This is a genomic window from Streptomyces pactum (assembly GCF_002005225.1).
In the GTDB taxonomy this organism is placed as follows: domain Bacteria; phylum Actinomycetota; class Actinomycetes; order Streptomycetales; family Streptomycetaceae; genus Streptomyces; species Streptomyces pactum_A.
This window is the reverse complement of record NZ_CP019724.1, coordinates 7,136,922-7,162,714: the sequence shown is the minus strand read 5'-3', so window position 1 is coordinate 7,162,714 and position 25,793 is coordinate 7,136,922. Positions and strand designations below refer to the sequence as shown.

Genomic DNA, 25,793 nt, shown 5'->3' with positions numbered 1-25,793 from the left:
TGACTACCAGTGAGTAGGAAATCTGGACTCACCATAGCCTCGCGAGTTGGAAAAACAAACCCTCAATTAGACTGGCGCCATGGCCGCCGCCCCCAAGAACCCCCGCCCCTGCTCGATCGCCGACGCCCTGGCGCTCGTCGGCGAGAAGTACTCCCTGCTCGTCCTGCGCGAGGTGTGTCTCGGCAACGGCCGCTTCGACCAACTGGTGCGCAACATCGGCGCCCCGCGCGACATCCTCGCCACCCGGCTGCGACGACTCGTCGACGCGGGGATCCTGACCAGGCAGCCGTACAGCGAGCGTCCGCAGCGCTTCGAGTACCGGCCCACCAGGGCGGGACTGGAGCTGGAGCCGGTCCTGATGACCCTCATGGAATGGGGCGACCGGCACCTGCGCGCGGACGACGACCGCCCCATGGTGATCGAGCACGCCTGCGGCAACGAACTCGTCCCGCAGGTCACCTGCCGGGCCTGCGGCGACGCCGTCCGGCACGAGGACCTGACCGCCCATCCGCAGACCCCGGGCTGGACGGTGACGGGCCCGACGGCTGCGTAGGAGCCCTTCCACCCCTGTGGGCTGATCTTCACTTTGGGGCGCTACGCTGCCCCTCGCACGCCTGATCCCGATCACCGCACACGGCGCTTCGGCGTGCCCGTTGCCCGTTTCTCGATCGGCGCTTGGACCCCGTAACCTCATGTCTTGGTTCGAATCACTCATCCTCGGACTCGTCCAGGGGCTGACCGAGTTCCTCCCCGTGTCCTCCAGCGCGCACCTGCGCCTGACCGCGGCGTTCTCCGGCTGGCACGACCCCGGCGCGGCCTTCACGGCGATCACGCAGATCGGCACCGAGGCCGCCGTACTCATCTACTTCCGCAAGGACATCGGGCGGATCATCTCGGCGTGGACCCGGTCCCTCACCGACAAGTCGATGCGCCACGATCCCGACGCGCGCATGGGCTGGCTCGTGATCGTCGGCTCGATCCCGATCGGCGTGCTCGGCCTGACGCTGAAGGACCAGATCGAGGGCCCGTTCCGCGACCTGCGGATCACCGCGACGATGCTGATCGTCGTCGGCGTGATCATCGGCATCGCGGACCGCAGGGCCGCGCGGGACGAGAAGGGCGGCCGGCACCGCGCGCCCCAGCAGCGCAAGGAGCTGGAGAACCTGACCGTCCGGGACGGTCTCATCTACGGCGTCTGCCAGGCCGCGGCCCTCGTCCCCGGCGTCTCCCGCTCGGGCGCGACCATCAGCGGGGGCCTTTTCATGGGCTACCGCCGCGAGGCCGCGGCACGGTACTCGTTCCTGCTCGCGATCCCGGCGGTGCTCGCCTCCGGCCTGTTCGAGCTCACGGACGCACTGGAGAGCGACCACATCTCCTGGGGGCCGACGCTGTTCGCGACGGTCATCGCCTTCGCCACCGGATACGTGGTCATCGCATGGTTCATGAAGTTCATCTCGACCAAGAGCTTCATGCCGTTCGTCTGGTACCGCATCGCGCTCGGCATCGTCATCATCGCCCTGGTCGCGACGGGTGTGCTCAGCCCGCACGCCGCGGAGTCGTCCGGCTGAGCGCAGCCGCTTCTGTAGCCGTCCGGTAGCGCACCGTCAGTGCTTGCCCCTAGGCTTGTCGGCATGTCCCCCGATACCGTGACTCCTGGTTCCGTGCGGTCCGCCGCGGAGCTGAACGATCAGATCCGTGCGCTGTGGCGGCGGGCCGGCGGGACCCTGTCGGCTCAGGAGCGCGTGGAGTACGAGTTGCTGGTGGTCGAGTGGGCGACCGCGATCCGCGGCGAGGTCATCGAGGCGGCCTGACCGGCCGGGGCCGTCAGCGCCCGCCGGCCACCCGGAGCACCGCCCCGGTCGCGTACGACGCGTCCGGCGACATCAGCCAGGCGATCGCCGCGGCGATCTCCTCAGCCCGCCCCGCACGCCCCAGTGGCACGGCCGACCCCATCTTCCGGGCCCGGCCGGGGGCGCCCATCGCCGCGTGCATCTCCGTGTCGATGACCCCGGGCGCGACGGCGTTGACGCGGACGCCGTCCGGGCCGAGTTCCTTGGCCAGGCCGAGGGTCAGGGCGTCGACGCCCGCCTTGGTCGCCGCGTAGTGCACGTACTCCCCCGGGCTGCCGATGGTCGCGGCGCCCGACGACACGTTCACGATCACACCGCTCCCCCGCGCGGTCATCAACTGCGCGGCACGCCGGGCGCACAGCAGCACGCCCAGCAGATTGACGTCGAGGAGCCGGCGCAGGTTCGCGGTGTCGCTGTCGGCGAGCCGCCCCAGCGGGCCGGTCACCGCCGCGTTGTTCACCAGCCCGGTCACCGGTCCGAGCCGTTCCCCCGCGATGTCGAAGAGCCGCTCGACGTCGGCTTCGACCGACGTGTCCGCCCGGACCGCGACGGCGCGGCCGCCGGCCTCGCGCACCCCCGCGACGACCGCCTCCGCCGCCGCCGAGTCCCGCACGTAGCCCACGGCGACGTCGTGCCCGTCCGCCGCGAGCCGCAGACAGGCCGCCGCGCCGATCCCCCGGCTGCCACCGGTGACCACCGTGATGGGACGCTCCATGAGTACCTCCAGCAGAAGATCGCCGCGGGACCGAGGGGCCCCATTGCCACCGTTTTGATCGATCATCGATCATCTTAGGGGAGGCCCCGCTTCCGCGGACCCGGACATCCGATGTGATCAACTGCGATACGTCCTCGTCGAGCGCGCACACTGTAAAGACCACGGGGTAGGGAGGCGCCTATGAAGACGCTCGACCGCTGGCTCGCCTCCTCGTGGCGGCGCTCGGGTGCCGCCGCGGCCGCCGGCGCGCTGCCCGTGCTCGCCTTTCCGGGCCCGGCCCTGTGGTGGTGGGCCTGGGCCGCCCTGGTGCCCTGGCTCCTGCTGACCCGCACGGCGCCGACCGGCAAGCGCGCGGTGTACGACGGCTGGTGCGGCGGGTTCGGCTTCATGCTGGCCATGCACCACTGGCTGCTGCCCAACCTGCACGTGTTCACGTTCGTCATCGCCGCGCTGCTCGGCGTGCTGTGGGCGCCGTGGGGCTGGCTGGTGCGCCGGCTGCTGGGCGGGGCTCCCTCGGTCCGCCGGGTCGCCGCGTCGCTCGTGGTGCTGCCGTCGGGCTGGCTGGCGGTGGAGCTGGTCCGTTCCTGGGAGGGGCTCGGCGGCCCCTGGGGCATGCTCGGTGCCGGCCAGTGGCAGGTGGCGCCGGCGCTGCGGCTCGCCTCGGTGGGCGGGGTGTGGCTGCTGAGCTTCCTGGTGGTGGCCGTCAACGTCGCCGTCGCCGTACTCGTCGCCGTCCGCCGGGCCCGGGTGCCCGCGCTGGCCGGGCTGGTCGCCACCGCCGCCGCCGCGTCCGCGGTCTGGGTCTGGGCGCCGCGCCCCGGTGCCGGCGGCGAGAGGGTCGCGATCGCCGTGGTCCAGCCCGGCATCGTCGCCGGGGCGGCCAGTGCCGACCGGCGCTTCGACCGCGAGGAGGAGCTGACCCGCCGGCTGGCCGGCCGCGACCCCGACCTGATCGTCTGGGGCGAGAGCAGCGTCGGTTTCGACCTGGACGACCGGCCCGACCTGGCGCGCAGGCTCGCGGCACTGTCGCGGGAGACCGGAGCGGACATCCTGGTCAACGTGGACGCGCGGCGCTCCGACAAGCCCGGCATCTACAAGAGCTCGGTGCTCGTCGGCCCCGAGGGCCCGACCGGTGACCGGTACGACAAGATGCGGCTCGTCCCGTTCGGCGAGTACGTCCCGGCCCGCTCGCTGCTCGGCTGGGCCACCTCCGTCGGCGAGGCGGCGGGCGAGGACCGCAGGCGGGGCACCGAGCAGGTGGTGATGGACGTCGGGGACGGGCTGCGGATCGGGCCGATGGTGTGCTTCGAGAGCGCGTTTCCCGACATGAGCCGCCGACTGGCCGCCGACGGAGCCGAGGTGCTGCTCGCCCAGTCGTCGACGTCGACCTTCCAGCACACCTGGGCGCCCGAGCAGCACGCCTCGCTCGCCGCGCTGCGCGCCGCCGAGACCGGCCGTCCAATGGTGCACGCGACCCTGACGGGCGTCTCCGCCGTCTACGACGCCAACGGTGCGCGGATCGGGTCGTGGCTCGGCACCGACGCGAGCGCGGCACGGATGTACGAGGTCCCGCTCACACACGGCGAAACCCTCTACGTCCGCTACGGCGACTGGGCGGTGTACGCGGCGCTGCTGACCCTCGCCACCTGGGCCGCCGCCGAGGGAGCGCGGGCGGTGCGGCTCAGGCGGAGCGCTCCGCGACCGCCCGCACCACCCGCTCGCACAGCTCATGGGTCTCCAGCGCGTCCCGGGCACTGAGCACCTCGCCGGCGCGCACGGCGTCGAGGAAGGCGAGCACCGCCTGCTCGATGCCGCGCTGACGGGCCACCGGGACCCAGTCCCCGCGCCGTCGCACGGTCGGCTGGCCCTTGTGGTCGATCACCTCGGCGAGGTTGACCACCTGGCGCTTGGTGTCCTGACCGGACACCTCGAGAATCTCCTCCGCCGAGCCGCTGAGCCGGTTCATGACGCCGAGCGCGGTGAAGCCGTCCCCGGCGAGCTGGAGCACCACGTGGTGGAGCAGGCCGTCCTCGACGCGGGCGCGGACGCTCACGTCGTCGACCGGGCCGGGCACCAGGAAGCGCAGCGTGTCGACGACGTGGATGAAGTCGTCGAGGATCATCGTGCGCGGTTCCTCGGGCAGGCCCGTGCGGTTCTTCTGCATGAGGATCAGCTCGCGCGGATGCTCGGCGCACTGCGCGTACCCGGGGGCGTGGCGCCGGTTGAAGCCGACGGCGAGGCCGGTGCCGCGTTCCTCGGCGAGGGCCACCATGCGCTCGGAGTCGGCGAGTTCGTAGGCGAGCGGCTTGTCGACGTAGGTCGGTACGCCGGCTTCCAGCAGCCGGGTCACGATCTCGGGGTGTGCGGCCGTCGGCGCGTGCACGAAGGCGGCGTCGAGGCCCTCGGCGAGGAGTCCGCCGAGGCCGGCGTGGCGCTGCCCGCCCGGGACGCGCAGTCCGTCGGCGACCCGGGTGAGCGTCGCCGGGGTACGGGTGTGCAGATGGAGCTCGACCCCGGGCAGGGTGGCGAGCACCGGCAGGTAGGCCTTCTGCGCGATGTCGCCGAGTCCGATGACGCCGACCTTCACGGGATGTACTCCTCTAACGCTCGCCGACCTGGGTCCGCCGGGAAGCATACGGCGCCTGCGGAGGCCGCCAGTCCGCGATGCCGTCGAATCCGCGCAGGAAGAGCGCGGGTCCGGCCTTGGACAGCACGGTGATCGCGGTGTCCCGTACGGCGGCGCCGGCGCGGCTGGTCATCAGGTTGAGCCGGGCGACCTTGACGGCCTGACGTACGACCGCGGTCGTACGGGGCAGACGGGCCCCGGTGTAGGCGGCGAGGTCGTCATGGTGGTGGGCGAGCACGATCGCGTCCTCGATGGCCTGGTTGCCGCCCTGGCCGAGGTTGGGCGGCATGGCGTGTGCGGCGTCCCCGAGGAGGGCGACCCTGCCCCGGTGGTGGGCGGGCAGCGGCTCTGCGATGTGGTGCACGTCGTGGCGCAGGACGTCCTCGGGGCGGGCGGCGGCGAGGATGGCGGGGATCGGGTCGTGCCAGTCGCCGTACCGGTGCAGCAGTTCGGCCTTCTCGTCGGCCGCGTGCCCACCGGCCGGGGCGACGGCGGCGGCATAGGCGTAGACCCGGCCGTCCTTGAGCGGGTGCGTGCCCCAGATGCGGCCCCTGCCCCAGGTCTCGTGCGAGGCGAACTCGACGCCGGGTACCGGGATCACCAGCCGCCAGGTGGTGAAACCGGAGTAGACGGGGCCCGGGTGGTGCGGGAACAGCGTGCCGCGTACGGCGGAGCGGATGCCGTCGGCTCCGACGACCAGGTCCGCCTCCAGCTCGCCGTCGGGTGTGCGCACCCGGGCCGGGCGGTCGCTGTCGCCGGGGTCGGCGAGCAGCGCGTCGGCGGCGGTGCGAACGGCGCCGGGCGGGAGCCGCGCGGCCAGGTGGCCGATGAGGGTGGACCGGTGCAGCAGCACGAGTGGCCCGCCGAACCGCGCCGCGGCGGCCTCGGCGCTGGAGCGGGAGAGCCAGCGCCCGCCCGGGGCGCGCAGGCCACCGTCGCCCTGCCAGGCGGCCAGGGCGCGGATCTCGTCGCCGAGGCCGATGACGTCCAGGGCGCGCAGGGCGTTGGGCGACAGGGAGATGGCCGCGCCGATGGACTGGAGCGAGGGCCGGCGTTCCAGGACGGTGACCCGCAGACCGGCCCGGTGCAGGGCGGCCGCCGCGGTCAGACCGCCGATTCCGCCGCCGATCACGACGGCCCGCCTCGTGCGTGTCATGGCTCCTCCTCGGACTCGGCGACGCTCACTACAGATGTAGTTCCTCGCTCGCCTCGACTGTACTACATCCGTAGTGAGGCGGGTAGGTTGATCTCCATGTCCGCACGCTCCGCATCCCCTGTACCCCCCGCCGGCACCTCCCGGGCCGACCTCGTCGCCGACGCCGCTCTCGCCCTGCTCGCCGAGCGCGGCATGCGCGGGCTCACCCACCGTGCGGTCGACGAGGCGGCCGGACTCCCGCAGGGATCCACGTCCAACCTCGCGCGGACCCGGCAGGCGCTCCTGGAGCTGGCGGTGCGGCGCCTGGCCGACCGGGAGGCGCGGGTGCTGGCGCTGAACGAGATGCCCGACCCGCGCCAAGGCCTGGACTCACTGGTGGACGCGCTGGCACTGGCTACGCACCGCGCGCTGACCCGCAACCGCGAACTGACGCTGGCCCGGTACGAACTGGCCCTGGAGGCCACGCGCCGCCCCGGACTGCGGGCGCACTTCGACGCGGCCGGCGCCCGCTTCCGGGAGCAGCTCGGCGCCCTCGTCACGGCGATGGGCTCGGCCGACCCGGCACGCCATGTGCTGTCGCTGGTCGCCTGGGCGGACGGGCTGATGTTCAACTGCGTGGCCGGGACCTTCCACGCGGAGGTGTTGAGCCTCCCTCAGGTACGGGCCGGCCTGCGCGAGGTGCTGGACGGCATGCTGGACGGCTGAAACGGCCTGGTGGGCCGGGCCGTCCATCGGCGAGGATGCCGACATGACGACCGAACGCCGTGAACCCGCCGCCGACGCCGACGAACGCACCATGCTGGAAGGCTGGCTGGAGTACCACCGGCAGACCCTCGCGTGGAAGTGCGAGGGCCTCACCGACGCCCAGCTCAGGACCGCCTCCGCCGCCCCGTCCACGTTGTCCCTGATGGGACTGGTGCGGCACATGGCGGAGGTGGAGCGGAGCTGGTACCGCAGGATGCTGGCGGACGAGGACGCCGGCCCCATCTACTACACGGACGAGGACCCGGACGGCGAGTTCCGTCTCACCGAGGCGGACACCTGGCAGGAGGCCCGCGCCACCTGGCAGGCCGAGATCGGGGTGGCCCGGCGCAACGCGGCCGGTTTCGGCCTCGACGAACCGACCCGGGGCAGGCACCGGCGCACCGGCGAGCGCTACACCCTGCGCTGGATCCACACCCACATGATCGAGGAGTACGCCCGCCACAACGGGCACGCCGACCTGGTCCGCGAACGCCTCGACGGCGCCACGGGCGACTGACGTCACCCTCGGCGGCCCCCGGAGCCTCCGTACGGGGCCGGAGATCACCCGTGCGGGGCAACCTCCGCTTGTCCGCCACCACGGACGGGGCCCGACCCAGCAGAGTGGCGCGGGTGCATCGAACGACGACCACCGCAACGCTCCTGGCGACCGTGGCGCTCTCGGCCCTGACCGGCTGTACGACGGTCCAGGGCCCGCCCGCATCCGGCGCCCGCTCCTTGGCGCCACGCCCGGACGGCCCGTCCGAGCCGCGGGTCGTGCAGGCCCCGGCCCGTGAGGCGCTGGAGATGATCGGCCCCTCCCCGTCCCCCGGCCACACGTCCGGCCGGCCGCGCCCCGCGGCATCCCCGGAGGCGGACCCGGCGCAGCGCAAGCCCTCCGCCACCCGGCCTGGCCCCGAACGCCAGCCGCGGCCCGCCCGCCCCGGGACGCCGGAGCGGGAGCAGGGCCGGGAGCGACCCCGCCTCAAGGTCCCCGACGTCCCCCTGCCCACCGGCCGGGACACCGGCCGGGACACCGGCCGGGACACCGGCCGGGACACCGGCGAGAACGCCGGCGTGTGCTCGCTCGGCAAGCAGTACGGCGGCTGGCGACCGGGCAGCCCCGAGGCGGTCATCTGCGAGCAGGCGTACGGCCACTGAGCACCCACGTCCACCGACGTGGGCCGGTGCCGCTCGACGGGCCGGGTCTACGGCCGCTGCCGCGGTGGTCCCCACCGCCCGTCGGGAGGCTCCGGCGGCCCGTCCTCGGCGGGGCCGGCGCCGCCGATCCGCAGCTCCAGCCGGTCGATGGCCGCGCGTACGCCCTCGCCGTAGCGGTCGGGGGCGAGGGACTCGGCCGCGCCGCAGGTGTACGCGGGCGGCTTCGCGCTGGCCGAGGCGGTCGTAGTCGGCGGCCAGGTTCAGGTGCAGTGCGGGGTAGAGGGCGCGCGCGGCCGGTGTGCCCTCGTGCCGGTCGGCGGCCCGGCCCCCGAACCGGTTCGCCGTGAGTTCCTCGGCGGCGGACAACGCCCGCAGGTCCCAGGCCAGTTCGTCCCCGGGGTCGTCCTGGGTGTCGGCCAGGTAGTGGGCCAGGGTGCAGCGGTGCAGCGGGTCGCCGTGCTCGCCGATCTCCGCCCACAGGCCGAGGAAACGGTGCCGGGCCTCCTCACGGTCGCCCGCGTGGTGCAGCATGACGACCTGCCCGATCCGCGTCAGCACGGCGTCCGGCGCCGTCTGTCCCTGTCCCTTGGCCACCGCGTCCTCCGTGCCCGTCGTCACCTGTCCCCGACGACGCTAACCGCCCGTACCGGCATTCCCGGTCAGGCGCACGTGACGCGGGCGGGCCGGTCGGCGACCGGCCCGCCCGCCCTCCGGGTCAGCCCAGGTCGGGGATGGTCCAGTCGATCGGCTCGTGGCCCTGCTTCGCGACCGCCTCGTTGATCTGGGTGAACGGACGGGAGCCGAAGAACCTCTTCGCCGACAGCGGCGAGGGGTGCGCGCCCTTGACCACGACGTGCCGCGTCTCGTCGATCAGCGGCAGCTTCTTCTGCGCGTAGTTGCCCCACAGCACGAACACCGCCGGGTCGGTCCGGCCGGCCACCGCGCGGATCACCGCGTCGGTGAACAGCTCCCAGCCGCGGGCCTTGTGCGAGTTCGCCTCGCCGGCCCGGACCGTGAGCACCGCGTTCAGCAGCAGGACGCCCTGCTCCGCCCACGGCATCAGACAGCCGTTGTCCGGGATCGGGGTGTCCAGCTCCGCGTGCATCTCCTTGTAGATGTTCCGCAGGGACGGCGGGACCTTCACGCCGGGCCGGACCGAGAAGCACAGCCCGTGGCCCTGCCCCTCGCCGTGGTACGGGTCCTGCCCGAGGACCAGCACCTTCACCCGGTCGTACGGCGTGGCCTCCAGCGCGGCGAAGACCTCCTCGCGCGGCGGATAGACGGGGCCGTTCGCCCGCTCCTCCTCGACGAACTCCATCAGCTCCTTGAAGTAGGGCTGCTGCAGCTCGCCGCCCAGCACCTCGCGCCAGGACTCGGGCAGCATGGCGATGTCGGTCACGTCAACTTCCTTACGCTGTGCGGTCGCTTCCAGTCCTGAAGAACCTACCGGCGACCACTGACAGCGGGAGCGCCCGCCCGCGCGTACCCGCGCCTACCAGCTCGTCTTCCGGTAGAGCTGCCACATCATCATGATCGTCGAGGGGTCCATGGCCCGCTCCGCGCCCGAGATGTCCGCGCTGGCGGCCACATACTGCTTGCCCTGCCACAGCGGCAGCAGGCGCGCGTCGTTCACGAGGATCTGCTGCGCCCGCTCGAACTCCTCCTCCACGTTGGCGCGGTCGCTCTCCCGGCGCGAGCGCGGCAGCAGCTCGCCGGTGATCTCCGGTGCGAGATAGGGCGTACCGAGCGCGTTCTGCTTGCCGACGAAGGGCGCGATGAAGTTCTCCGCGTCCGGGAAGTCCGGGGACCAGCCGCGCCCGAACACCGGGTACTCGCCCTTCTGGTAGCCCGCGACGTACGTCTTCCAGGGGCGGCTCTTGAGCGTGACCGTGAACAGGTCGGAGGCCTCGAGCTGGCGCTTGACCTCCTTGAACTCCTGCGCCGTCTCGGAGCCGTAGCGGTCGGTGGTGTACCAGAGCGTGAGCGGCACGGGCTCGGTGATGCCGGCGTCGGTGAGGATCTCGCGGGCCTTGTCGACGCTGGGGTCGCCGTAGTCGTCGAAGAAGCCCGTGGTGTGGCCGGTCAGGCCCTTGGGGACCATCGAGTACAGCGGGTCGACGGTGTCCTGGTAGACCTTGTGGGCGATCGCGGCCCGGTCGATCACCTGGGCGACGGCCTGGCGCACCTCCTTCCGGCCCGCCCACGGGTCCTCGGGGTTGAAGACGAGGTAGCGGATCTCCGTGCCGCTGCCCTCGACGAGCTGGAGGTCCTCGTCCTTGCTGGTCCGGCCCTGCAGCGTGATGATGTCGTCGGCCGCGAGACCGCGGTAGGTGACGTGGATGTCCCCGTCGCGCAGCGCCTTCACCATGCCGGTCGAGTCCTTGAAGTAGCGGACGGTGACCGCGTCGTTGTGGCGCTCGGCGAAGCCCTCGTAGCGGTCGTTGCGCACGAGTTCGGCCCGCTCGCCGTCCTCGTACGACTCGAGCGTGTACGGGCCGGAACCGACGACCTCGCCGTCCTCGCGCAGGGCGTCGGCCGGGTAGCCGCCGGGCTCGACGATCGACATGGCGGGGGTGGCGAGCACGAACGGGAAGGTGGCGTCGGGCTTGTTGAGGTGGAAGACCACCTCGCGCTCGCTCGGCGCCTGGACCCGTTCGAGGCTGCCCAGCAGACCGGCGGGACCGCCGTTGACGTTGATGTCCTTGATCCGGTCGATCGAGTGCTTGACGGCCTGGGCGTCCAGCCGGTCCCCGTTGGAGAAGGTCAGGCCCGCACGCAGCTCGCACCGGTACACCTGGTACGTGGAGTCGGTGAACGCGCACTGCTCGGCGGCGTCGGGCTCGGGCGCGCTCGCGCCGTTGGGGTAGCTGAGCAGCGTCTGGTAGATGTTGCGGAACAGCTCCCACGAACCGTCCCAGGAAGCGGCCGGGTCCAGCGTGCTGGGGGCGCTGGTCGTCCCCACCACGATCGGCCCCTCGTCCTTCGAACTGTCGGACGACAGGATGCCGCATCCGGTGACCAGAGACGATATGGACACGATGGCCGCCACCCGCCGCAGGCCTCGGTTCCGGTTGAACACGCGCACGCTCCTCGATCCGCCGTACCAAGGGTCGGCAGACCATACCGCAGCGCCACGCCACCTGAACCCCCTTCTGAGCAGGGGTTTTGATCATTTGGCGATGACTACGTTGTCATCTCCCCCGTGGTCTCGAAACGCGGACACGGGTGCCGTTCTCGTCGAACGGCACCCGTGTCCGGGATCGATCTTGAGGGTCGGCTGTGGGCGGGATCAGGCCACGCCGGCGTTCAGGAAGATGCCGCCGTCGACGACGAGCGTCTGACCGGTGACCCAGTCGGACTGCTCCGACGTGAGGAACGCGGCGGCGCCGCCGATGTCGGAGGGCACGCCGAGCCGGCCCAGCGGGTAGCCCGCGGCGGCCTCCTCCTCGCGGCCCTCGTACAGGGCGGCGGCGAACTTGGTCTTCACGACGGCCGGGGCGATCGCGTTGACCCGCACCCTGGGCGCGAACTCGTGCGCGAGCTGCGCGGTGAGGTTGATCAGCGCGGCCTTGCTGACGCCGTAGGCGGCGATGAAGGGCGAGGGCGACAGGCCCGCGACGGAGGCGATGTTGACGATCGCGCCGCCGTTGTCCTTCTGCCAGGCGTGCCAGGTGCGCTGGGCGAAGCCGAGCGCCGAGATCACGTTGGTCTCGAAGACCTTGCGCGCGACGTTCAGGTCGAGGTCGGCGATCGGCCCGAACACCGGGTTGGTGCCGGCGTTGTTGACCAGGAAGTCGACGCGTCCGAAGGCCTCCATCGCGCGCTCGACGGCGACGGCCTGGTGGGCCTCGTCGTGCGCCTTGCCGGCGACGCCGATGACCCGGTCGGCGCCGAGCTTGTCGACGGCCTCCTTCAGGGCGTCCTCGTTGCGGCCGGTGATGCAGACCCGGTCGCCGCGCGCGACTAGCGCCTCGGCGACGCCGTAGCCGATGCCGCGGCTGGCGCCCGTGACGAGCGCGACCTTGCCGGAGAGTGCGGGCAGTGCAGTCATGTCAGTGTTCCCCAGTCTCCGTGTTCCCTAGTCGAGCGGTCCGCCGGCCACGTACAGCACCTGGCCGGAGACGAAGCCGGCGGCCTCGCCGGTGAAGAAGGCGATGGCGTTGGCGATGTCGTCGGGCTCGCCGACGCGCGCGACCGGGATCTGGGTGGCGGCGGCGGCCTTGAAGTCGTCGAAGCCCATGCCGACGCGGTCGGCGGTGGCCTTGGTCATCTCGGTGGCGATGAAGCCGGGGGCGACGGAGTTGGCGGTGACGCCGAACTTGCCGAGCTCCTTGGCGAGGGTCTTGGTGAAGCCCTGCAGGCCGGCCTTGGCGGCGGAGTAGTTGACCTGGCCGCGGTTGCCGAGCGCCGAGGAGGAGGACAGGTTGACGATGCGGCCGAAGCCCGCGTCCACCATGTGCTTCTGACAGGCCTTCGACATCAGGAAGGCGCCGCGCAGGTGCACGTTCATCACGGTGTCCCAGTCGGAGGCGCTCATCTTGAACAGCAGGTTGTCGCGCAGCACGCCCGCGTTGTTGACGAGGATGGTGGGGGCGCCCAGCTCCTCGGCGATCCGGGCGACGGCCGCCTCGACCCGCGCCTCGTCGGAGACGTCGCAGCCGACCGCGATCGCCTTGCCGCCCGCCGCGGTGATCTTCTCGACGGTGTCCTTGCAGGCCGCCTCGTCGAGGTCGATGACGGCGACGGCGCGGCCTTCGGCGGCCAGTCGTACGGCGGTGGCGGCACCGATGCCGCGTGCGGCTCCGGTGACTACGGCGACCCGCTGCTCAGTGGTGGACATTGCTGCTTCTCCTCGTCCTGGGGATGCGGCCCATGCGGAGCGTCGCGGGGCGCCCGGTGGTGAGCGACCGCTTAGTACCTTCCGCAGACGTGACGCTAGAAGCCCTGGCACCCGGTGTCAACGGGACACCGGGCCGGTGTGATCCATTACCTGGGCAGCTTGGTGCGTCCCCGTGCCCGGCCCACCCGATCGGCCCAGCGTCGCGGGCCCCCGCGCCACCGGCGCCCTAGCGTCGAAGCGCGAGCCACTCGTGGCCGGAGAGGAGGCGTCCATGCGCCGTCGTACCGGTGCCGCAGGCATAGCCGTCGCGATCGCCGCGATCGTGCCGCTGGCCGACCCCGCACACGCGCAGGACCTGGACTGCCGGAACTTCACCCACCAGGAAGAGGCTCAGGCCGTCCTGGACAGCGACCCGAGCGACCCCAACCGGCTCGACGAGGACCAGGGCACGGACGACGGCCGGGCCTGCGAGGCGCTGCCGCGTCGGGCCTCGCTCCCCACGATCTCCGCCACCTCCCTGCCCCGCCCCGCCACGACCGCGCCGGCCCCGGCGACCACCACGCCCGGCCCGGCCACCTCGACGCCGGCACCCGCGACCTCCGCCGCGCCGACACGTGGCACGCAGGGCGGACTGGGCGGCGCCTCGGGGACCGGGCCGAGCGGCCGGGACATCGGCATCGGGCTGGGCTTCGTGACCAGCGCCGCGCTCGCGGCGGGCTACGCGATCAGGCGCCGCCGACGCGCCTGAGACGGGGGCGCGCAACCGCGGCTAGCGCACCAGCAGGTCGAGGAGCCGTTCCGTCTCGGCCGCCGGGTCGGCCGTGAGGCCGGTGTGGACGGGGCCCGGCTGGACGATCGTGGAACGGGGGGCGATCAGCCAGCGGAAACGCCGGCCGGGATCGTCGCCGGCCGCCTGGCCCGCCGCGTCCCCGCCGGCGCACACGCCTTCCACGGCACCGAGCGCCGCACGCACGCCGGCCAAATCCACCTGCGGGTCCAGCGCCAGCAGCCTGCTCTCGTCGAGGTGGGTGCGGGCACCCACGTAGGACTTGCCCCGGCAGTACACGAGCACCCCGGCGTTGACGCACTCCCCCCGCTCGAGGCGGGGTACGACGCGCAGCAGCGCGTACTCGAAGACGTGGCGGTCGCTCACCGGTGCCCCCGGATGCGGTCGTGGATCGTGGCGGCCCGCGCGAGCAGCGGCCGGGCGTAGGCGCGCCGGAGGTCGTCGGGTGCGGCGAAGCCGGGTTCGTCCACCAGCCAGGCGTCCGGGATCTCGGCGGTGACCTCGGCGAGGAGTTCCTCGGTGACCAGGGGCGCGAGTGCGGCGGCGGCCGCGCGGATGTCCGGCGCGAAGCGCGCGAGGGCGTGGTCGGAGGTGTCGTAGGGGCGGGCGGCGGAGGTCTCGGCGCCGGGCCAGTTGTGGTGCCAGATCATGGTCGCGCCGTGGTCGATGAGCCACACCTCGCCCCGCCACCGCAGCAGGTTGGGGTTGCGCCAGGACCGGTCGACGTTGTTCACCAGCGCGTCGAACCACACGATCCGCCCGGCCTCCTCGGGGCTCACCTCGAAGGCGAGCGGGTCGAAGCCGAGCGCGCCGGAGAGGAAGTCCATGCCGAGGTTGGTGCCGCCGCTCGACTTGAGCAGGTCCTGCACCTGCTGGTCGGGCTCACCGAGCCCGAGCACCGGATCGAGGTCGACCGTCACCAGACGCGGCACCCGCAAGCCCAGCCGGCGGGCGAGTTCGCCGCAGACCACCTCGGCGATAAGCGTCTTGCGCCCCTGCCCCGCGCCGGTGAACTTCAGGACGTAGGTCCCGAGGTCGTCGGCCTCGACCAGACCGGGGAGGGAACCGCCCTCACGCAGGGGCAGGATGTAACGAGTCACGGTGACCTCTGTCAGCACTTTCCCCGGCCATCCGTCTCTTCAGCCTTATGATGCAAGATCGACCGTGGAGGAGCGCAAGAGCGGGAACCGTCCCTCGACGGCCGTTCCCCCCTCGGCTCCGGCCTCGGTCGTGAAGAGAGCATAGTAACCGAGGGTGATCATCGGCGAGGGGTGCCCGCCCCCACCCTGCCGCTGGATTCCTACGCCCGGTCGTACACCCGTCTGGCCCAGCCGTGATGGCGGCAAGGACAGGGGGTGGCGAAGGTGGAGTCAGGCTCGTTGATTCCCTCGCCCCATGCCACCCCCTTCCGAGGAGCACAGTCATGTCCGGACGCAACACCCTTATCCGCAGCCTGCACGACGTGGGCCTGGCAGCCTGGTTCGGCGGCTCCCTGATGGGCGCGGTCGGTCTCAACGGGGCGGCGAACTACGAGGGGTCCACGGTCGCCGCCAAGGCCCGGATCGCTTCGGTCGGCTGGGCGAAGTGGGTGCCGGTCAACGCCGCCGCCATCGGTGCGCACCTGTTCGGCGGGGGCGGGCTCCTCGCCGCGAACGCCCACCGGGTCACGACCCAGCAGGGTGTGGCCGCCTCCACCACGGCCAAGACGGTCGTCACCGCGACGGCCCTCGCCGCCACCGCCTACGCCCGCCTTCTCGGCAAGAAGATCGAGCTGGCCTCCTCGTCCGAGCCCCAGGACACCGAGAAGGCGGCCCGGCACCCCATCGACCTGGAAAAGGCGCGGCGTCAGCTCGCCTGCGTGCAGTGGGCCGTGCCGGCCCTCACCGGAGGCCTCGTGGTGCTCAACGCCCTCCACGGTGAACAGCAGCGCCCCATCGAACAACTGCGCGGCATGTGGGAGCACGCCCGCTCCGTCGCTCCCCTGGTCCGTTAGCACGGCCGCGGACACGCTCCTCGTGCCGCCCGGGCAGCCGCCTCGTGCGGTCCTCGAGCCCGCCCGTGACCGTCCGACGCACCGCCCTTCTGGTCCGCTTCCTCGGCCGCTGCCGGCAGCCCGGGCAGGCCGCGCAGGACCGCCTGCCCGGGCTGCCGGCACGGTCCGAGTTCGGCGCGTGGCCGCCAGGGCCTGCCTTCAGGGCCGGGGCACAGGGTCCTGCCGTCCGAGGGCGGGCCACCGCCGGCGTCGGTGATCAGTCCGCCGCGCAGGTCGGCACCGCGCGTCCTGCGTGCCGAGGAGGCCGGCGCCGCGGACTGTATGTGCGCTGGTTCCGCGGCCCGGAACGGGACCTGCCGGACGGGACCGGCAAAGACGACCTGACCGGTGTGAGACCGCCGGGGTCGTCGGCACGTCCTGTGGATGTCGAGGCCCGGTGGGGAGGGCGACCGGTGCGTGTCCGGGTCGCCCGGCTGTACGACTACTGCCGCCTCCCGCGGCTCGAGGATCCCCGCACGCGGCCATGGCTATGGGAGCCCGCGGACCGCGACGGGGACGTCCAGGGGATGTCGTTCGGATGTCGCCGGGGTCGCGCGGTCGGTCCTGTCGCAAGGCGCCGTTCCCCATAGCCGGCCCGATGCGAAAGACACCTCTTGACGCCTTGAGCATGCCCCAGGTCAACGGCGGGGGTGAGGAAGGCCGGACCGTGGCGGGGAGCCCGGCCGACAGCGAAACGACAGCCGTGTTTTACGCCCGCCCGACCGTCGGCACGACAGCATCGGGGCACGGTCTGAACAGCACGTGCATCGGGGCCGTACCTCTCGGTAGATCATCACGCATCCACCCCGGAAGGGAACCCCAGCATGACCAGCGCATCGTTTCACCCCGCGGCGGGCCCGGCCCGTCGTACCGTCGTGGCGGCGGCCGGAGCGGCGGGGCTCGCCGCCGCGCTGACCGCGTGCGGAGGCTCGGACGACGACGCGTCGAGCGACACCGGCGCCGCTCCCTCGGCTCCCACGTCCGAATCGGCGGGCGACGGCGGTTCGGGCGGCGGCGAGAACGCCGGTGCCGGAGTCGCGCTGGCGGCGACCGCAGACATCCCCGAGGGCGGCGGTAAGGTCTTCGCCGACCAGAAGGTGGTGGTCACCCAGCCCGCGGCGGGCGAGTTCAAGGCGTTCTCCGCCACCTGCACCCACCAGGGATGCGCCGTGAAGGGCGTGTCCGACGGCGTCATCAACTGCCCCTGCCACAACAGCAACTTCTCGATCACCGACGGCAGTGTGCGGAGCGGCCCGGCGCCCAAGCCGCTGCCCGCCGTGCCGATCACGGTCGACGGGGACTCGATCCGGTTGGCCGGATGACGGTGCCCCAGCGCCGGGGCCGGAAGATCATGATGACGCCCGGCGAACTGGACGCATTCCTCACCACCCAGCGCACCTGCCGGGTCGCCACGGTCTCGGCCGACGGCGCACCGCACGTGAGCACGCTCTGGTTCGCCTGGGACGGCTCCTCGGTGTGGCTGTACTCGGTCGTGCGCAGCCGGCGCTGGACGGACCTGCGGCGCGAACCCCGGGTGGCGATCGTGGTGGACACCGGCGAGGAGTACGACGAGCTGCGGGGCGCGGAGCTGTCCGGCCGGGTGGAGTTCGTGGGCGAGGCGCCGCGCACCGGCGAGTTGTACGCCGAACTCGACCTCCCGGAGACGCTGTTCGCCCGGAAGAACTTCGGCCTGGAGGAGATGCCGCACGACGGCCGGCACGCCTGGCTGCGGCTCACGCCCGAGAAGGTCGTCTCCTGGGACTTCCGCAAGCTCGCGTCACTGTGATCGGCTCAGCCCGGCCTACCCCACCTCCCCCGCTGCCGCCCGCAGCGCCTCCACCGCCGCCCGGATCGACGGGCGGCGGTCGGCGTCCGCGCGCCAGACGACGTACACGTGCCGGCGCGCCCGCTGTCTGAGCGGCGCGGTGACGACCCCGTCGGGCATCGGATGGCGCCCGAGCAGCGGCGCGATGCACACGCCGAGCCCCGCGGCCACCAGGCCGAGCTGGGTGTGGGTCTCGGCGGCGCGGTGGCCGATGATCGGCTCGATCCCCTTCGAGCGCAGCGTGAACATCAGCCACTCGTGGCAGAACTCGCCCTCGCCCCACGTGATCCACTCGTCCTCGGCGAACTCGGCGAGGTCCACCTCGTCCCGGCCCGCGAGCCGGTGTCCGACCGGCAGGGCCACGTCGGCGGGGTCGTCCAGGAGCGGCGCCTTGACCAGGCCGTCGGGCAGCGGCATCGGCTTGTTGTACCAGTCGAGCACGACGGCCAGGTCGAGGTCGCCGCGCACCACGCCGTTGACGCCGCGTTCCGGCTCCAGCTCGCAGGAGCGGATGCGCAGTGCGCAGTGCTCGGCGCGCAGGGCGGCCAGCGCGGCGGGGAAGAGTCCGCGGGCGGCCGTCGGAAACGCCGACAGCCTCAGCTCGCCCGCCACCTGCCCGCGCTGCGCCTCCAGGTCGGCCTGGGCGAGTTCGACCTGGGAGAGGATGCGGGCCGCGTGCTCGGCGAGCAGTCGGCCGGCGTCCGTGAGCCGCACGCCCCGCCCGTTCTTGGCCAGTAGTCGCTGGCCTGCCTCCCGCTCCAGCTTGGCCATCTGCTGGGAGACGGCCGACGTGGTGATGTGCAGGCCGGCGGCGGCGCCGCTCACCGATCCGTGCCGGGCCAGGGCGTCGAGGGTGCGCAGGCGCTCAAGGTTCAACATATAAGAGATGCTACGAGATACTCCGTGCAAAATCTCGATTGTGCTACGAGGATGGCTGCCTCATCGTTGCCTGCATGAGCAGCAGCGTCACGTCCTCCCCCGCAGTCCGCCGCGCCTTCGACTGGCGGCTGCGCTTCGGCCTCCTCTCCCTCGTCTGGGGTTTCAGCTTCCTCTTCATGAAGGTGGGGACGGAGAGTTTCGCCCCGTTCCAGGTCACGCTGGGGCGGCTGGTGTTCGGGACCGCGGTGGTCGCCGTGGCGATGGCGGTGAAGCGGGAGCGACTGCCGCGCGGGGCGTGGACCTGGGTGCATCTGGCCGTCGCCGGGTTCCTGCTCAACGCACTCCCGTTCTCCCTGTTCGCCTTCTCGGAGCTGACGATCCCGTCGTCGCTCGCGGGCATCTGCAACGCGACCTCACCCCTGTGGGGCATGGCCCTGTCACTGGTCGCCCTCTCCGAGGACCGGCCCACGCGGCGGCGGGTGGCCGGCCTCGGCATCGGCTTCCTCGGTGTCCTGACGGTGCTGGGTGTCTGGCAGGGCTTCCACGGCCTGGACGTCACGGGCACGGCGCTGGCCCTGCTGGCCTCGCTCAGCTATCCGGCCGGCTGGATCTACGTCCGCCGCACACTGGCCGGCTCCAGCCACTCGCACCTCTCGCTGACCGGCGCCCAGTTGGGGCTCGCCACGCTGCAACTGGCCGTCGTGACGCCGCTCTTCACCTCGATGCCGACCGGTTTCCCGGTCGTGCCCCTGCTGGCGGTCGCGGCGCTGGGCACTCTCGGCACCGGACTCGCCTTCCTGATCCAGTACGACCTGGTGGCCGAGGTCGGCCCCACGACGGCCCAGATGGTCACGTACTTCACCCCGGTCATCGCCACCGCCGCGGGCGTCGCGCTGCTCGGCGAGTCGCTGACCTGGTCGACGCCGGTCGGCGCGGTGATCGTCCTCGCGGGTGCGGCGCTGACCCAGTCCCGGCCCGGGGCGGCCGGGGACACCGCCGCGGAGCCGACCCGTCGGGCAGCGGAGCGCGAGCAGGCCACGGCGTAGGCGGGCCCACGCGTCAGACGTAGTTCCGGTGCGACCCCGCCCCCGTCCCGACCGCAGCCGCGACCGCGTCCGCCAGCGGGCCGGTGTCCTGGTCGGTCAGCGCAGAGACGGTGATCCGGATGCCGGGCGGGGCGCTCACGCGGAATCGGGCACCGGGCGCCACGGCCCACCCGGCGTGCAGCAGCCGAGCGACGGCGCCGGTCTCGTCCGGCACGGGGATCCACACGTTCATGCCGCTGCGCCCGTGGGCGGCGATCCCGCGTTCCGCGAGGGCGCCGAGCAGCACGTCGCGGCGCCGCCCGTACGCGGCCGCCACCGCGTGGGCGTCCACGGAGCCGTCGGCCCACAGCCTGGCCACGGCCCGCTGGGTGACGCGGCTGACCCAGCCGGGGCCCAGCCGCTGCCGCCCGCGAACCCGGTCGAGCGTGAGGACGTCCCCGGTGAGCACGGCGAGCCGGAGGTCGGGTCCGTACGCCTTGGCGGCCGAGCGGACGAAGGCCCAGTGGTGCGTCGTACCGGCGAGGGGGTGCAGGGGCAGGTCGACGATGCGGTGGCCGTGGTCGTCCTCGATCAGCAGCGTCTCCGGGTGGGCGCGCAGCACTGACCGCAGGGCACGCGCGCGCGTGGCGCTCACCGCGGCGCCGGTCGGGTTCTGCGCGCGGTCCGTGACGACCAGGGCGCGGGCGCCTGCCGCGAGGACCCGGCGTACGTCGTCGGGCAGCGGCCCCTCGTCGTCCACGCCGACGGCGACCGTGCGCAGGCCGAGGGCGGGGACGAGATCGAGGAGGCTGCCCCAGCCCGGGTCCTCGACGGCGACGGCGTCGCCCGGCCTGAGGTGGGTCGCGAGCACCCGTTCCATGGCGTCCAGGGAGCCGGACGTGACGGCCACGGGCCCGTCCGGCACGCCGTCGGCGTCGAGTTCGGCCCGTGCGAGGCGCGCCAGCTCCGGCTCCACGGGCGCGTGCCCGTACAGCACGGGCTCCCGGTCGCCCTGTGCGGCCGCCGCGGCGAACACCGGTCCCAGCACGGGCAGCAGCGCCGGGTCCGGATTGCCGGCGGACACGTCGCGCACGCCCTGCGGCACCTCGACCCGGATGAACTCGCGCCCCGTGGTGGCCGGTTTCGAACGCACCCGGCTGCCCCGGCGCCCGGCCGTCTCGATGACCCCGCGCTCACGCAGCGTGCGGTAGGCGGCGGCCACGGTGTTCGGGTTCACCCCGAGCCGCTGCGCCAACTCCCGCATCGGCGGCAGCGCCTGTCCCGGCTCCAGCTCTCCCGAGGCCACCGCACGCTCGACGCTCGCGGAGATCTCCGCTGCGCCCCGCCCTGTGATCCGATACTCTCCTAGCACAAAGCCAATTATGCACTAGTGCAATGGAGAACGCCATGCAGGCGACCACGCAGACGCAGCCGCCGTCGCAGCCCGCCACCACGTACCCGCCCACCGACCGCACCGTCCCCACCCGCTCCCCCGACCGGGCCTCCTACGACAAGGAGTTGGTGCACTCGATACTCGACGAGGGTTACGTCTGCCATCTCGGCTTCGTCCGCGACGGCTCCCCAGTGGTGCTGCCGACGCTCTACGGCCGGATCGGCGAGCGGCTCTACGTGCACGGGTCGACGGGCTCCCGCCCGCTGCGGATGACCGGCGCGGCCGACCCGGGCCTGCCGGTGTGCCTGACGGTGACGCACGTGGACGCGCTGGTGCTGGCCCGCTCCGCCTTCCACCACTCGATCAACTACCGGTCGGTGGTGGTGCACGGCACCGCGTACGACGTGACGGACCCGGAGGAGAAGCGCACGGCCCTGGACGCCCTGGTCGACCATGTCGTCCCCGGCCGCTCCGCCGACTCCCGGCCGGCCGACAAGAAGGAACTGGCCGCCACCGCCGTGATCCGCCTCGACCTGGACGAGGTCTCCGCCAAGCTGCGCACCGGCGGCGTGAACGACGAGCCCGAGGACCTCGCCCTCCCGCACTGGGCCGGCCTCGTCCCGCTTCGCAAGGGGTACGACGCCCCGGTCGCCGACCCGGGCCTGGACGCCGGCACGGAGCTGCCCGACTACCTTTCGGCGCCGTGATGCTGGTCCATCCCTGGGACGCGCCGCAGGACGACGCCGAGTGGCGGCGGTGGCTGTCCGTCCACGACTTCGGCCACCTCGCCGTGAACGGACCGCCCGGCGAGCCGCCCCACGTCCAGCCCTTGCACTTCGCCTACGACGCCGGGCGGGGCGAGTACGGGGAGGTGGTCACGCACCTCGCGCGGCCCAATCCGCTGTGGCCCGCGCTGGAGGCGGACCCCGTCGTCCTGCTGAGCGTGGTCGACGACTACGTGTACGTCCCCGGCCCCTGGCAGGCCGACCCGGACGGCCCGCCCGAGCACGGCGTGCCGACCAGCTTCTACGCGGCCGTCCAGCTCCGCTGCCACGCCCGTGTCGTGGACGACCAGGCCGAGAAGGCCGGCCTGCTCGACCGGCAGGTCGGCCACTTCCAGCCGGAGGGCGGCTCCGCACCGGCCGCGGCGGGCGAGGCACCGTACGGCAGGCTGCTGTCCGGCATCCGCGGGCTGCGGCTGGAGGTGACCGGTGTGCGGGCGAAATTCAAGTACGCCGGCAAGCGGTCCGAGGAGGTCCGGGACCGGATCGCGGCCGGGCTCGCCGGGCGGGGCGGTCCCCGTGACGCCGCGGCCCGCGGGCACCTGGTGCGCCGCAGCGGACGCTGAGCGGAGGACGCCCCTCGACGCGGCCGGGAAGGGCCCCCCTTTCGGGAGGCCCCCGCCGTCACGCCGGCGCCGGTCGCGTCCGTGTTCCCCGTGTCTCCGCCACCGCAAGCCCCGCGACCGAGCCGAGCATCAGCAGCGTCCCCGCCAGGGTCGCCGCGGTGATGTGCTCGCCCAGCAGCAGGACGGCCAGCGCCGCCGCGCTGACGGGCTCGAGCAGCATGATCACGGAGACGGTGGCGGACCGGACGACGGCCGCGCCGGCGAAGTAGAGCCCGTAGGCGAGGGCGGTCGGGACCGCGGCGACGTACGCCAGCAGCCACAGCAGCCGCACGGGCTCGGCGGTGTGCGGGACCAGGCCCTCGGCCAGGGCGAGCGGCAGCAGGCACAGGCTGGTGACGGCGAACGCCCCGACGGACGTACTGGCGGCGTCCGTCCCACCGCCGCGCCCCCACCAGCGGGTCAGCAGGGTCATCAGCGAGTACCCGGCCGCGGACAGCAGCGCCAGCAGCACGCCGGGCACACGCACCGTCGTACTTCCGTCGCCCAGAACGAGCACCACGAGCCCGGCGAGCGCCCCGGCCACGGCGGCGGCCCCGCCCCGGCCCAGGTGCTCCCCGAGGGCGACACGCGCGCCGAGCGCGATCAGCACCGGGCCGGCGCCGAGCGTGACGACGGTGGCCACCGCGAGTCCGGTGGACTGCACCGCGGCGAAGTAGGCGGTCTGGAACACCGCGAGGCCCAGTCCGGTGACGACCGCCCGCAGTGTCTTGCGGGCGATCGGCTCGCGTACGGCCGTGCGCACGCGCGGGCGCAGCGGACGGGCGGCGAGCAGCAGGACGAGCCCGGCCGCGCAGCGCCAGAACGACAGGGCGACGGGCCCCATGTCGCTGGCCCGGTAGACCAGCGAGGCGGCGGCACCAGCGGTGCCCCAGGCGACACCGGCGACGATCAGATAGAGGAGGCCACGCCCGACGGGCAGGCCTGAGACGGCATTCGACACGAGTTCTCTCCGCAGACGCGCACAGGGCGCGGAAGTTCGAGGCGTCCCCGGAAGGACCGGGGCGCGGGGACCGCGTCTGCGGGCAGCACCATCCGGCCCGGCGACAACGCGCCGGGCTGATCAGAGGCCCGCCTCAGGCGGCCGGAGGCGGGAGGACGAGTGCGTCGGAATGCATGATCCGCACCTTAGGTCGCCGTTCCCCGGCTGGACAACTCCCTTTCCGGTCCGCCGCTCGCCACCGGGTCCGGCAAGCCCTTCGCCGGCGTCGACGACTGGGCGATGAAGGCGCCCACCAGGACCACCACGCCGCCGATGATCTGCGGGGCGGACAGATGCTCGCCGAGCAGCACCCAGGCCAGGACGGTCGCGATGACCGCTTCGAGACACGCCACCACGCCGGCGACCTGCGGCGAGAGGCGGCGCACGGCCACGATGCCGGTGACATAGGCGAGGACCGTGGCGATGAGCACGATCCAGGCCAGCAGCAGGGCGGCGGCGACGGGTGTGCCGTCCATGGGGACGCTGTGGGTGAGGACGGACCAGTCCATCGACCAGGGGCGGGCGACGACGGTGAGCACGGCGGCCCCGACGAGCAGGCCGTAGGCGATGACGCCGAGCGGGTCGGGCGCCTCGTCGCCGGCGTCGCTGCCCTGGTCGGACAGGACGAAGTAGCCGACCTGGCAGCAGGCGGCGCCGAGCGCGAGGAGCAGTCCGAGGGCGTCGAAGCCCAGTCCCGACCAGACCTCCACGACGCAGGCCAGTCCGCCGACCGCGAGGACCACGCCGAGCGCCGCGGCCCGCGTCACCGGCCGCCGCTGCACGAACCGCACCCAGCCGAGGACCAGCGCGGGCGCCAGGTACTCGACGAGCAGCGCGACACCGACGGGGATGCGGGAGATCGCGGCGAAGTAGCAGGCCTGGACACCGGCCACGGCCAGCAGTCCGAAGCCGGCGAGCAGCCCGGGCCGGCGGCGCAGCAGCGCGCGGTGGCGCACGGCGAGCGGCAGCATGACGAGGGCGGCGCCGGCCACGCGCAGCCAGACCACGTGGAGCGGGTCGAGTCCCGCCTCGATCAGCGGCTTGGCCGCGACCCCGGACCCTCCGAAGGCGACCGCGGACGCGAGCGCCAGGCCGATCCCGGCGCCCCTGCCCCGCCGGCCGCGAGCACTGTCAGACGTATGCACCGGCACATGATGACAGGGGACGACATGACCGTCACCCTCCATGACACCTGTCTCACCGACTGGACGTCGGCCACGACCCCGGGAAGAGCGGGTGACCGCCCCGAGGACAAGCCGGCGATGAGCCGCTGAAAGCCGTCGAGCCGCTGAGGGGCCACCGCACGGCCACCGTCTCAGCCGCTGTCGCGGCCGCCGCTTCAGCCGGTGATGAGCGGGGCGTGCTCAGGGCGTCGGCTCGAAGTGGTTCTCCACGCGGGCGAGCACCGTGCGCGGTTCGACGGCGGCACGGCCGAGCACCTCCACGGCCCGCGCCTGCGGGTCCGTGACGAGGGCGGCGAGCAGGTCGACGCCTGTGGGCCGGTCCGCCCCGCGCCGGACGGCGCGTGCGCGGGCGCCCTCCATGGCGGTGGCGGCCAGCGGCGAGAAGCCGGCTGCCCCGGTCACCACGGGTACGGCGCCGGAATCCTCCACGGTGCTCTGCCAGCGCAGGCCGTAGCCGATGCTGCGCTGCACGAGGTAGCCGAGCAGCCGGGCGACCTGGGGTCCCTCTCCGAGGACGGCGCGGGCCTCGGGGTCGTACTCGATCAGGGAGTGCAGCAGATGGGCCGTGTCGATCTGCCGGTCCCCGTCCCGTACCGCTCTGCGGCGGGCGCCGGTGACCACCGGTGCCAGTTCTTCGCCGAACCGGGCATCGAGGTCGGTGCCGTCCGGGCGCCGGGCGCCTTGCTCGCCGGCCGACTGCCGGGGGATACAGGGTTGCACATCTCCTAGCTCATCAGCCTCCCGGGAGCGGGTCATCCCCGACGGGAAGCATTCTCGCGTCCCACGCAGAGTGGACGCGGTGGGCCGGAATCTCCTCCTTACGGATGAGATCAAGCCGTTTCGCCCTGCCGGGCGCGCGCCGCCTTGCCGTGCGCTCACCGGGGCAACCGAAGCGTGCCTTCGCTGGTGCGACAGGGGCATGAGAAGCAGGTGCTGGCTGGTGGCCCTGCCGGCGGTCGACGGCAGGCAGTACGTGTACCGGGTGCACGCCCCGGCCGAGGCGCTGCTCGCCGACCTGTTCCGGGAGGCGTGGCACTGCCATGACGAGAGCTCCTTCCCGCGCGTGGGATGGCTTCGACCCGGCGGTGATACGGCGGGTCGACTGAGCGCGCCCACACGCGACGGTGCCCCGCGGATCGCTCCGCGGGGCACCTCGCGAGGGCGGCCGCACACCTGCCGGCGACGGCCGTAC

30 protein-coding genes and 1 pseudogene are annotated in these 25,793 nt (G+C 73.1%); 16 read left to right on the top strand and 15 right to left on the bottom strand.

Annotated features, from left to right (window positions below):
• Positions 1–79: 79 nt before the first annotated feature.
• From B1H29_RS30955 to B1H29_RS30945, 3 genes are all read left to right on the top strand, one after another.
• Complete coding sequence (locus B1H29_RS30955; RefSeq protein ID WP_055420799.1) at positions 80–553, top strand: winged helix-turn-helix transcriptional regulator; 474 nt, start codon at positions 80–82, stop codon at positions 551–553.
• Positions 554–692: 139 nt separating this feature from the next.
• Positions 693–1,568 carry an undecaprenyl-diphosphate phosphatase gene (locus B1H29_RS30950; RefSeq protein WP_055420800.1) on the top strand — a complete coding sequence of 292 codons (876 nt, stop codon included), beginning with the start codon at positions 693–695 and terminating at the stop codon, positions 1,566–1,568.
• Between the two features lie 63 nt (positions 1,569–1,631).
• Positions 1,632–1,811 (top strand): hypothetical protein, encoded by a 180-nt coding sequence (locus B1H29_RS30945; RefSeq protein WP_079160899.1) that lies wholly within the window; start codon positions 1,632–1,634, stop codon positions 1,809–1,811.
• Positions 1,812–1,824: 13 nt separating this feature from the next.
• Here B1H29_RS30945 and B1H29_RS30940 read toward each other — a convergent pair whose 3' ends face one another.
• Positions 1,825–2,565, bottom strand: a complete 741-nt coding sequence (locus B1H29_RS30940) for an SDR family oxidoreductase (RefSeq protein WP_055420801.1) — start codon at positions 2,563–2,565, stop codon at positions 1,825–1,827.
• Between the two features lie 180 nt (positions 2,566–2,745).
• Between B1H29_RS30940 and lnt the strand changes: the two genes are divergently transcribed.
• A complete protein-coding gene (gene lnt / locus B1H29_RS30935; RefSeq protein ID WP_055420802.1) occupies positions 2,746–4,323 on the top strand; it encodes an apolipoprotein N-acyltransferase in 1,578 nt (525 codons plus the stop codon).
• Here the strand turns inward: lnt and B1H29_RS30930 are convergent.
• Both B1H29_RS30930 and B1H29_RS30925 read right to left on the bottom strand, forming a co-directional pair.
• On the bottom strand, positions 4,247–5,152 hold the full coding sequence (locus B1H29_RS30930) for a Gfo/Idh/MocA family protein (RefSeq protein ID WP_055420803.1): 906 nt from the start codon (positions 5,150–5,152) through the stop codon (positions 4,247–4,249). The two genes, lnt and B1H29_RS30930, sit on opposite strands and share 77 nt — an antisense overlap.
• A 13-nt stretch (positions 5,153–5,165) precedes the next feature.
• A complete protein-coding gene (locus B1H29_RS30925) occupies positions 5,166–6,383 on the bottom strand; it encodes an FAD-dependent monooxygenase (protein WP_324611041.1) in 1,218 nt (405 codons plus the stop codon).
• Positions 6,384–6,443: 60 nt separating this feature from the next.
• Here B1H29_RS30925 and B1H29_RS30920 point away from each other — a divergent pair, with 60 nt between their 5' ends.
• The 3 genes from B1H29_RS30920 to B1H29_RS30910 all read left to right on the top strand — a co-directional run bounded on the left by B1H29_RS30920 (position 6,444) and on the right by B1H29_RS30910 (position 8,249).
• Positions 6,444–7,052: a TetR/AcrR family transcriptional regulator gene (locus B1H29_RS30920; RefSeq protein WP_055420805.1), complete on the top strand. Its 609-nt coding sequence runs from the start codon at positions 6,444–6,446 to the stop codon at positions 7,050–7,052.
• 43 nt (positions 7,053–7,095) lie between these two features.
• Entirely contained in the window at positions 7,096–7,608 is a 513-nt protein-coding gene (locus B1H29_RS30915) for a DinB family protein (RefSeq protein ID WP_055420806.1), read from the top strand.
• A 113-nt stretch (positions 7,609–7,721) separates the two neighbouring features.
• Positions 7,722–8,249, top strand: coding sequence for a hypothetical protein (locus tag B1H29_RS30910; RefSeq protein ID WP_324611039.1), 528 nt, complete (start codon positions 7,722–7,724; stop codon positions 8,247–8,249).
• Between the two features lie 47 nt (positions 8,250–8,296).
• Here the strand turns inward: B1H29_RS30910 and B1H29_RS39560 are convergent.
• The 5 genes and pseudogenes from B1H29_RS39560 to fabG form a co-directional block, all read right to left on the bottom strand.
• A pseudogene (locus B1H29_RS39560) lies at positions 8,297–8,843 on the bottom strand (hypothetical protein).
• Between the two features lie 121 nt (positions 8,844–8,964).
• Positions 8,965–9,648, bottom strand: a complete 684-nt coding sequence (gene ung / locus B1H29_RS30900) for a uracil-DNA glycosylase (protein ID WP_055420807.1) — start codon at positions 9,646–9,648, stop codon at positions 8,965–8,967.
• Between the two features lie 93 nt (positions 9,649–9,741).
• Positions 9,742–11,328, bottom strand: a complete 1,587-nt coding sequence (locus B1H29_RS30895; RefSeq protein ID WP_055420808.1) for an ABC transporter substrate-binding protein — start codon at positions 11,326–11,328, stop codon at positions 9,742–9,744.
• 210 nt (positions 11,329–11,538) lie between these two features.
• Complete coding sequence (locus B1H29_RS30890; protein WP_055420809.1) at positions 11,539–12,300, bottom strand: SDR family oxidoreductase; 762 nt, start codon at positions 12,298–12,300, stop codon at positions 11,539–11,541.
• Between the two features lie 27 nt (positions 12,301–12,327).
• Entirely contained in the window at positions 12,328–13,089 is a 762-nt protein-coding gene (fabG, locus tag B1H29_RS30885) for a 3-oxoacyl-ACP reductase FabG (RefSeq protein WP_055420810.1), read from the bottom strand.
• A 271-nt stretch (positions 13,090–13,360) separates the two neighbouring features.
• On the opposite strand from fabG, the gene B1H29_RS38245 reads away from it, so the two are divergent.
• The gene (locus B1H29_RS38245) at positions 13,361–13,837 is read left to right on the top strand and encodes a hypothetical protein (protein WP_055420811.1); all 477 of its coding nucleotides are present in this window, start codon (positions 13,361–13,363) and stop codon (positions 13,835–13,837) included.
• Positions 13,838–13,858: 21 nt separating this feature from the next.
• Here B1H29_RS38245 and B1H29_RS30875 read toward each other — a convergent pair whose 3' ends face one another.
• Both B1H29_RS30875 and B1H29_RS30870 read right to left on the bottom strand, forming a co-directional pair.
• A complete protein-coding gene (locus tag B1H29_RS30875; protein WP_055420812.1) occupies positions 13,859–14,242 on the bottom strand; it encodes a DUF3037 domain-containing protein in 384 nt (127 codons plus the stop codon).
• Entirely contained in the window at positions 14,239–14,994 is a 756-nt protein-coding gene (locus B1H29_RS30870) for a HipA family kinase (protein WP_055420813.1), read from the bottom strand. Before B1H29_RS30870 ends, B1H29_RS30875 begins: the two co-directional genes overlap by 4 nt.
• Positions 14,995–15,299: 305 nt before the next feature.
• On the opposite strand from B1H29_RS30870, the gene B1H29_RS30865 reads away from it, so the two are divergent.
• The 4 genes from B1H29_RS30865 (at position 15,300) to B1H29_RS30855 (ending at position 17,694) form a co-directional block, all read left to right on the top strand.
• Complete coding sequence (locus B1H29_RS30865; protein WP_055420814.1) at positions 15,300–15,869, top strand: hypothetical protein; 570 nt, start codon at positions 15,300–15,302, stop codon at positions 15,867–15,869.
• Complete coding sequence (locus B1H29_RS39910; protein ID WP_348273495.1) at positions 15,830–16,498, top strand: DUF6098 family protein; 669 nt, start codon at positions 15,830–15,832, stop codon at positions 16,496–16,498. The genes B1H29_RS30865 and B1H29_RS39910 overlap by 40 nt, the downstream gene beginning before the upstream one ends.
• Positions 16,499–16,732: 234 nt before the next feature.
• The gene (locus tag B1H29_RS30860) at positions 16,733–17,230 is read left to right on the top strand and encodes a Rieske (2Fe-2S) protein (protein ID WP_055420815.1); all 498 of its coding nucleotides are present in this window, start codon (positions 16,733–16,735) and stop codon (positions 17,228–17,230) included.
• Positions 17,227–17,694 (top strand): pyridoxamine 5'-phosphate oxidase family protein, encoded by a 468-nt coding sequence (locus tag B1H29_RS30855; protein ID WP_055420816.1) that lies wholly within the window; start codon positions 17,227–17,229, stop codon positions 17,692–17,694. Before B1H29_RS30860 ends, B1H29_RS30855 begins: the two co-directional genes overlap by 4 nt.
• Positions 17,695–17,709: 15 nt before the next feature.
• Here B1H29_RS30855 and B1H29_RS30850 read toward each other — a convergent pair whose 3' ends face one another.
• Positions 17,710–18,612 carry a LysR family transcriptional regulator gene (locus B1H29_RS30850; protein ID WP_055420817.1) on the bottom strand — a complete coding sequence of 301 codons (903 nt, stop codon included), beginning with the start codon at positions 18,610–18,612 and terminating at the stop codon, positions 17,710–17,712.
• Between the two features lie 74 nt (positions 18,613–18,686).
• On the opposite strand from B1H29_RS30850, the gene B1H29_RS30845 reads away from it, so the two are divergent.
• Positions 18,687–19,658 carry a DMT family transporter gene (locus B1H29_RS30845; protein WP_055420818.1) on the top strand — a complete coding sequence of 324 codons (972 nt, stop codon included), beginning with the start codon at positions 18,687–18,689 and terminating at the stop codon, positions 19,656–19,658.
• Positions 19,659–19,671: 13 nt separating this feature from the next.
• Here B1H29_RS30845 and B1H29_RS30840 read toward each other — a convergent pair whose 3' ends face one another.
• Positions 19,672–21,009, bottom strand: coding sequence for an aminotransferase class I/II-fold pyridoxal phosphate-dependent enzyme (locus tag B1H29_RS30840; protein WP_055420819.1), 1,338 nt, complete (start codon positions 21,007–21,009; stop codon positions 19,672–19,674).
• A gap of 35 nt (positions 21,010–21,044) precedes the next feature.
• On the opposite strand from B1H29_RS30840, the gene B1H29_RS30835 reads away from it, so the two are divergent.
• Positions 21,045–21,737 carry a pyridoxamine 5'-phosphate oxidase family protein gene (locus tag B1H29_RS30835; RefSeq protein ID WP_055420820.1) on the top strand — a complete coding sequence of 231 codons (693 nt, stop codon included), beginning with the start codon at positions 21,045–21,047 and terminating at the stop codon, positions 21,735–21,737.
• Entirely contained in the window at positions 21,737–22,378 is a 642-nt protein-coding gene (locus B1H29_RS30830; RefSeq protein WP_055420821.1) for an FMN-binding negative transcriptional regulator, read from the top strand. Before B1H29_RS30835 ends, B1H29_RS30830 begins: the two co-directional genes overlap by 1 nt.
• Before the next feature lie 58 nt (positions 22,379–22,436).
• Here B1H29_RS30830 and B1H29_RS30825 read toward each other — a convergent pair whose 3' ends face one another.
• Together B1H29_RS30825 and B1H29_RS30820 are read right to left on the bottom strand one after the other, a co-directional pair.
• A complete protein-coding gene (locus B1H29_RS30825) occupies positions 22,437–23,378 on the bottom strand; it encodes a DMT family transporter (RefSeq protein ID WP_055420822.1) in 942 nt (313 codons plus the stop codon).
• Positions 23,379–23,563: 185 nt separating this feature from the next.
• Positions 23,564–24,568 (bottom strand): EamA family transporter, encoded by a 1,005-nt coding sequence (locus B1H29_RS30820; RefSeq protein WP_055420823.1) that lies wholly within the window; start codon positions 24,566–24,568, stop codon positions 23,564–23,566.
• Between B1H29_RS30820 and B1H29_RS39905 the strand changes: the two genes are divergently transcribed.
• The gene (locus tag B1H29_RS39905; RefSeq protein WP_267891985.1) at positions 24,569–24,691 is read left to right on the top strand and encodes a hypothetical protein; all 123 of its coding nucleotides are present in this window, start codon (positions 24,569–24,571) and stop codon (positions 24,689–24,691) included.
• Between the two features lie 90 nt (positions 24,692–24,781).
• On the opposite strand, the gene B1H29_RS30815 is transcribed toward B1H29_RS39905, so the two are convergent.
• Positions 24,782–25,321 (bottom strand): Clp protease N-terminal domain-containing protein, encoded by a 540-nt coding sequence (locus B1H29_RS30815; RefSeq protein ID WP_055420824.1) that lies wholly within the window; start codon positions 25,319–25,321, stop codon positions 24,782–24,784.
• Between the last annotated feature and the right edge of the window lie 472 nt (positions 25,322–25,793).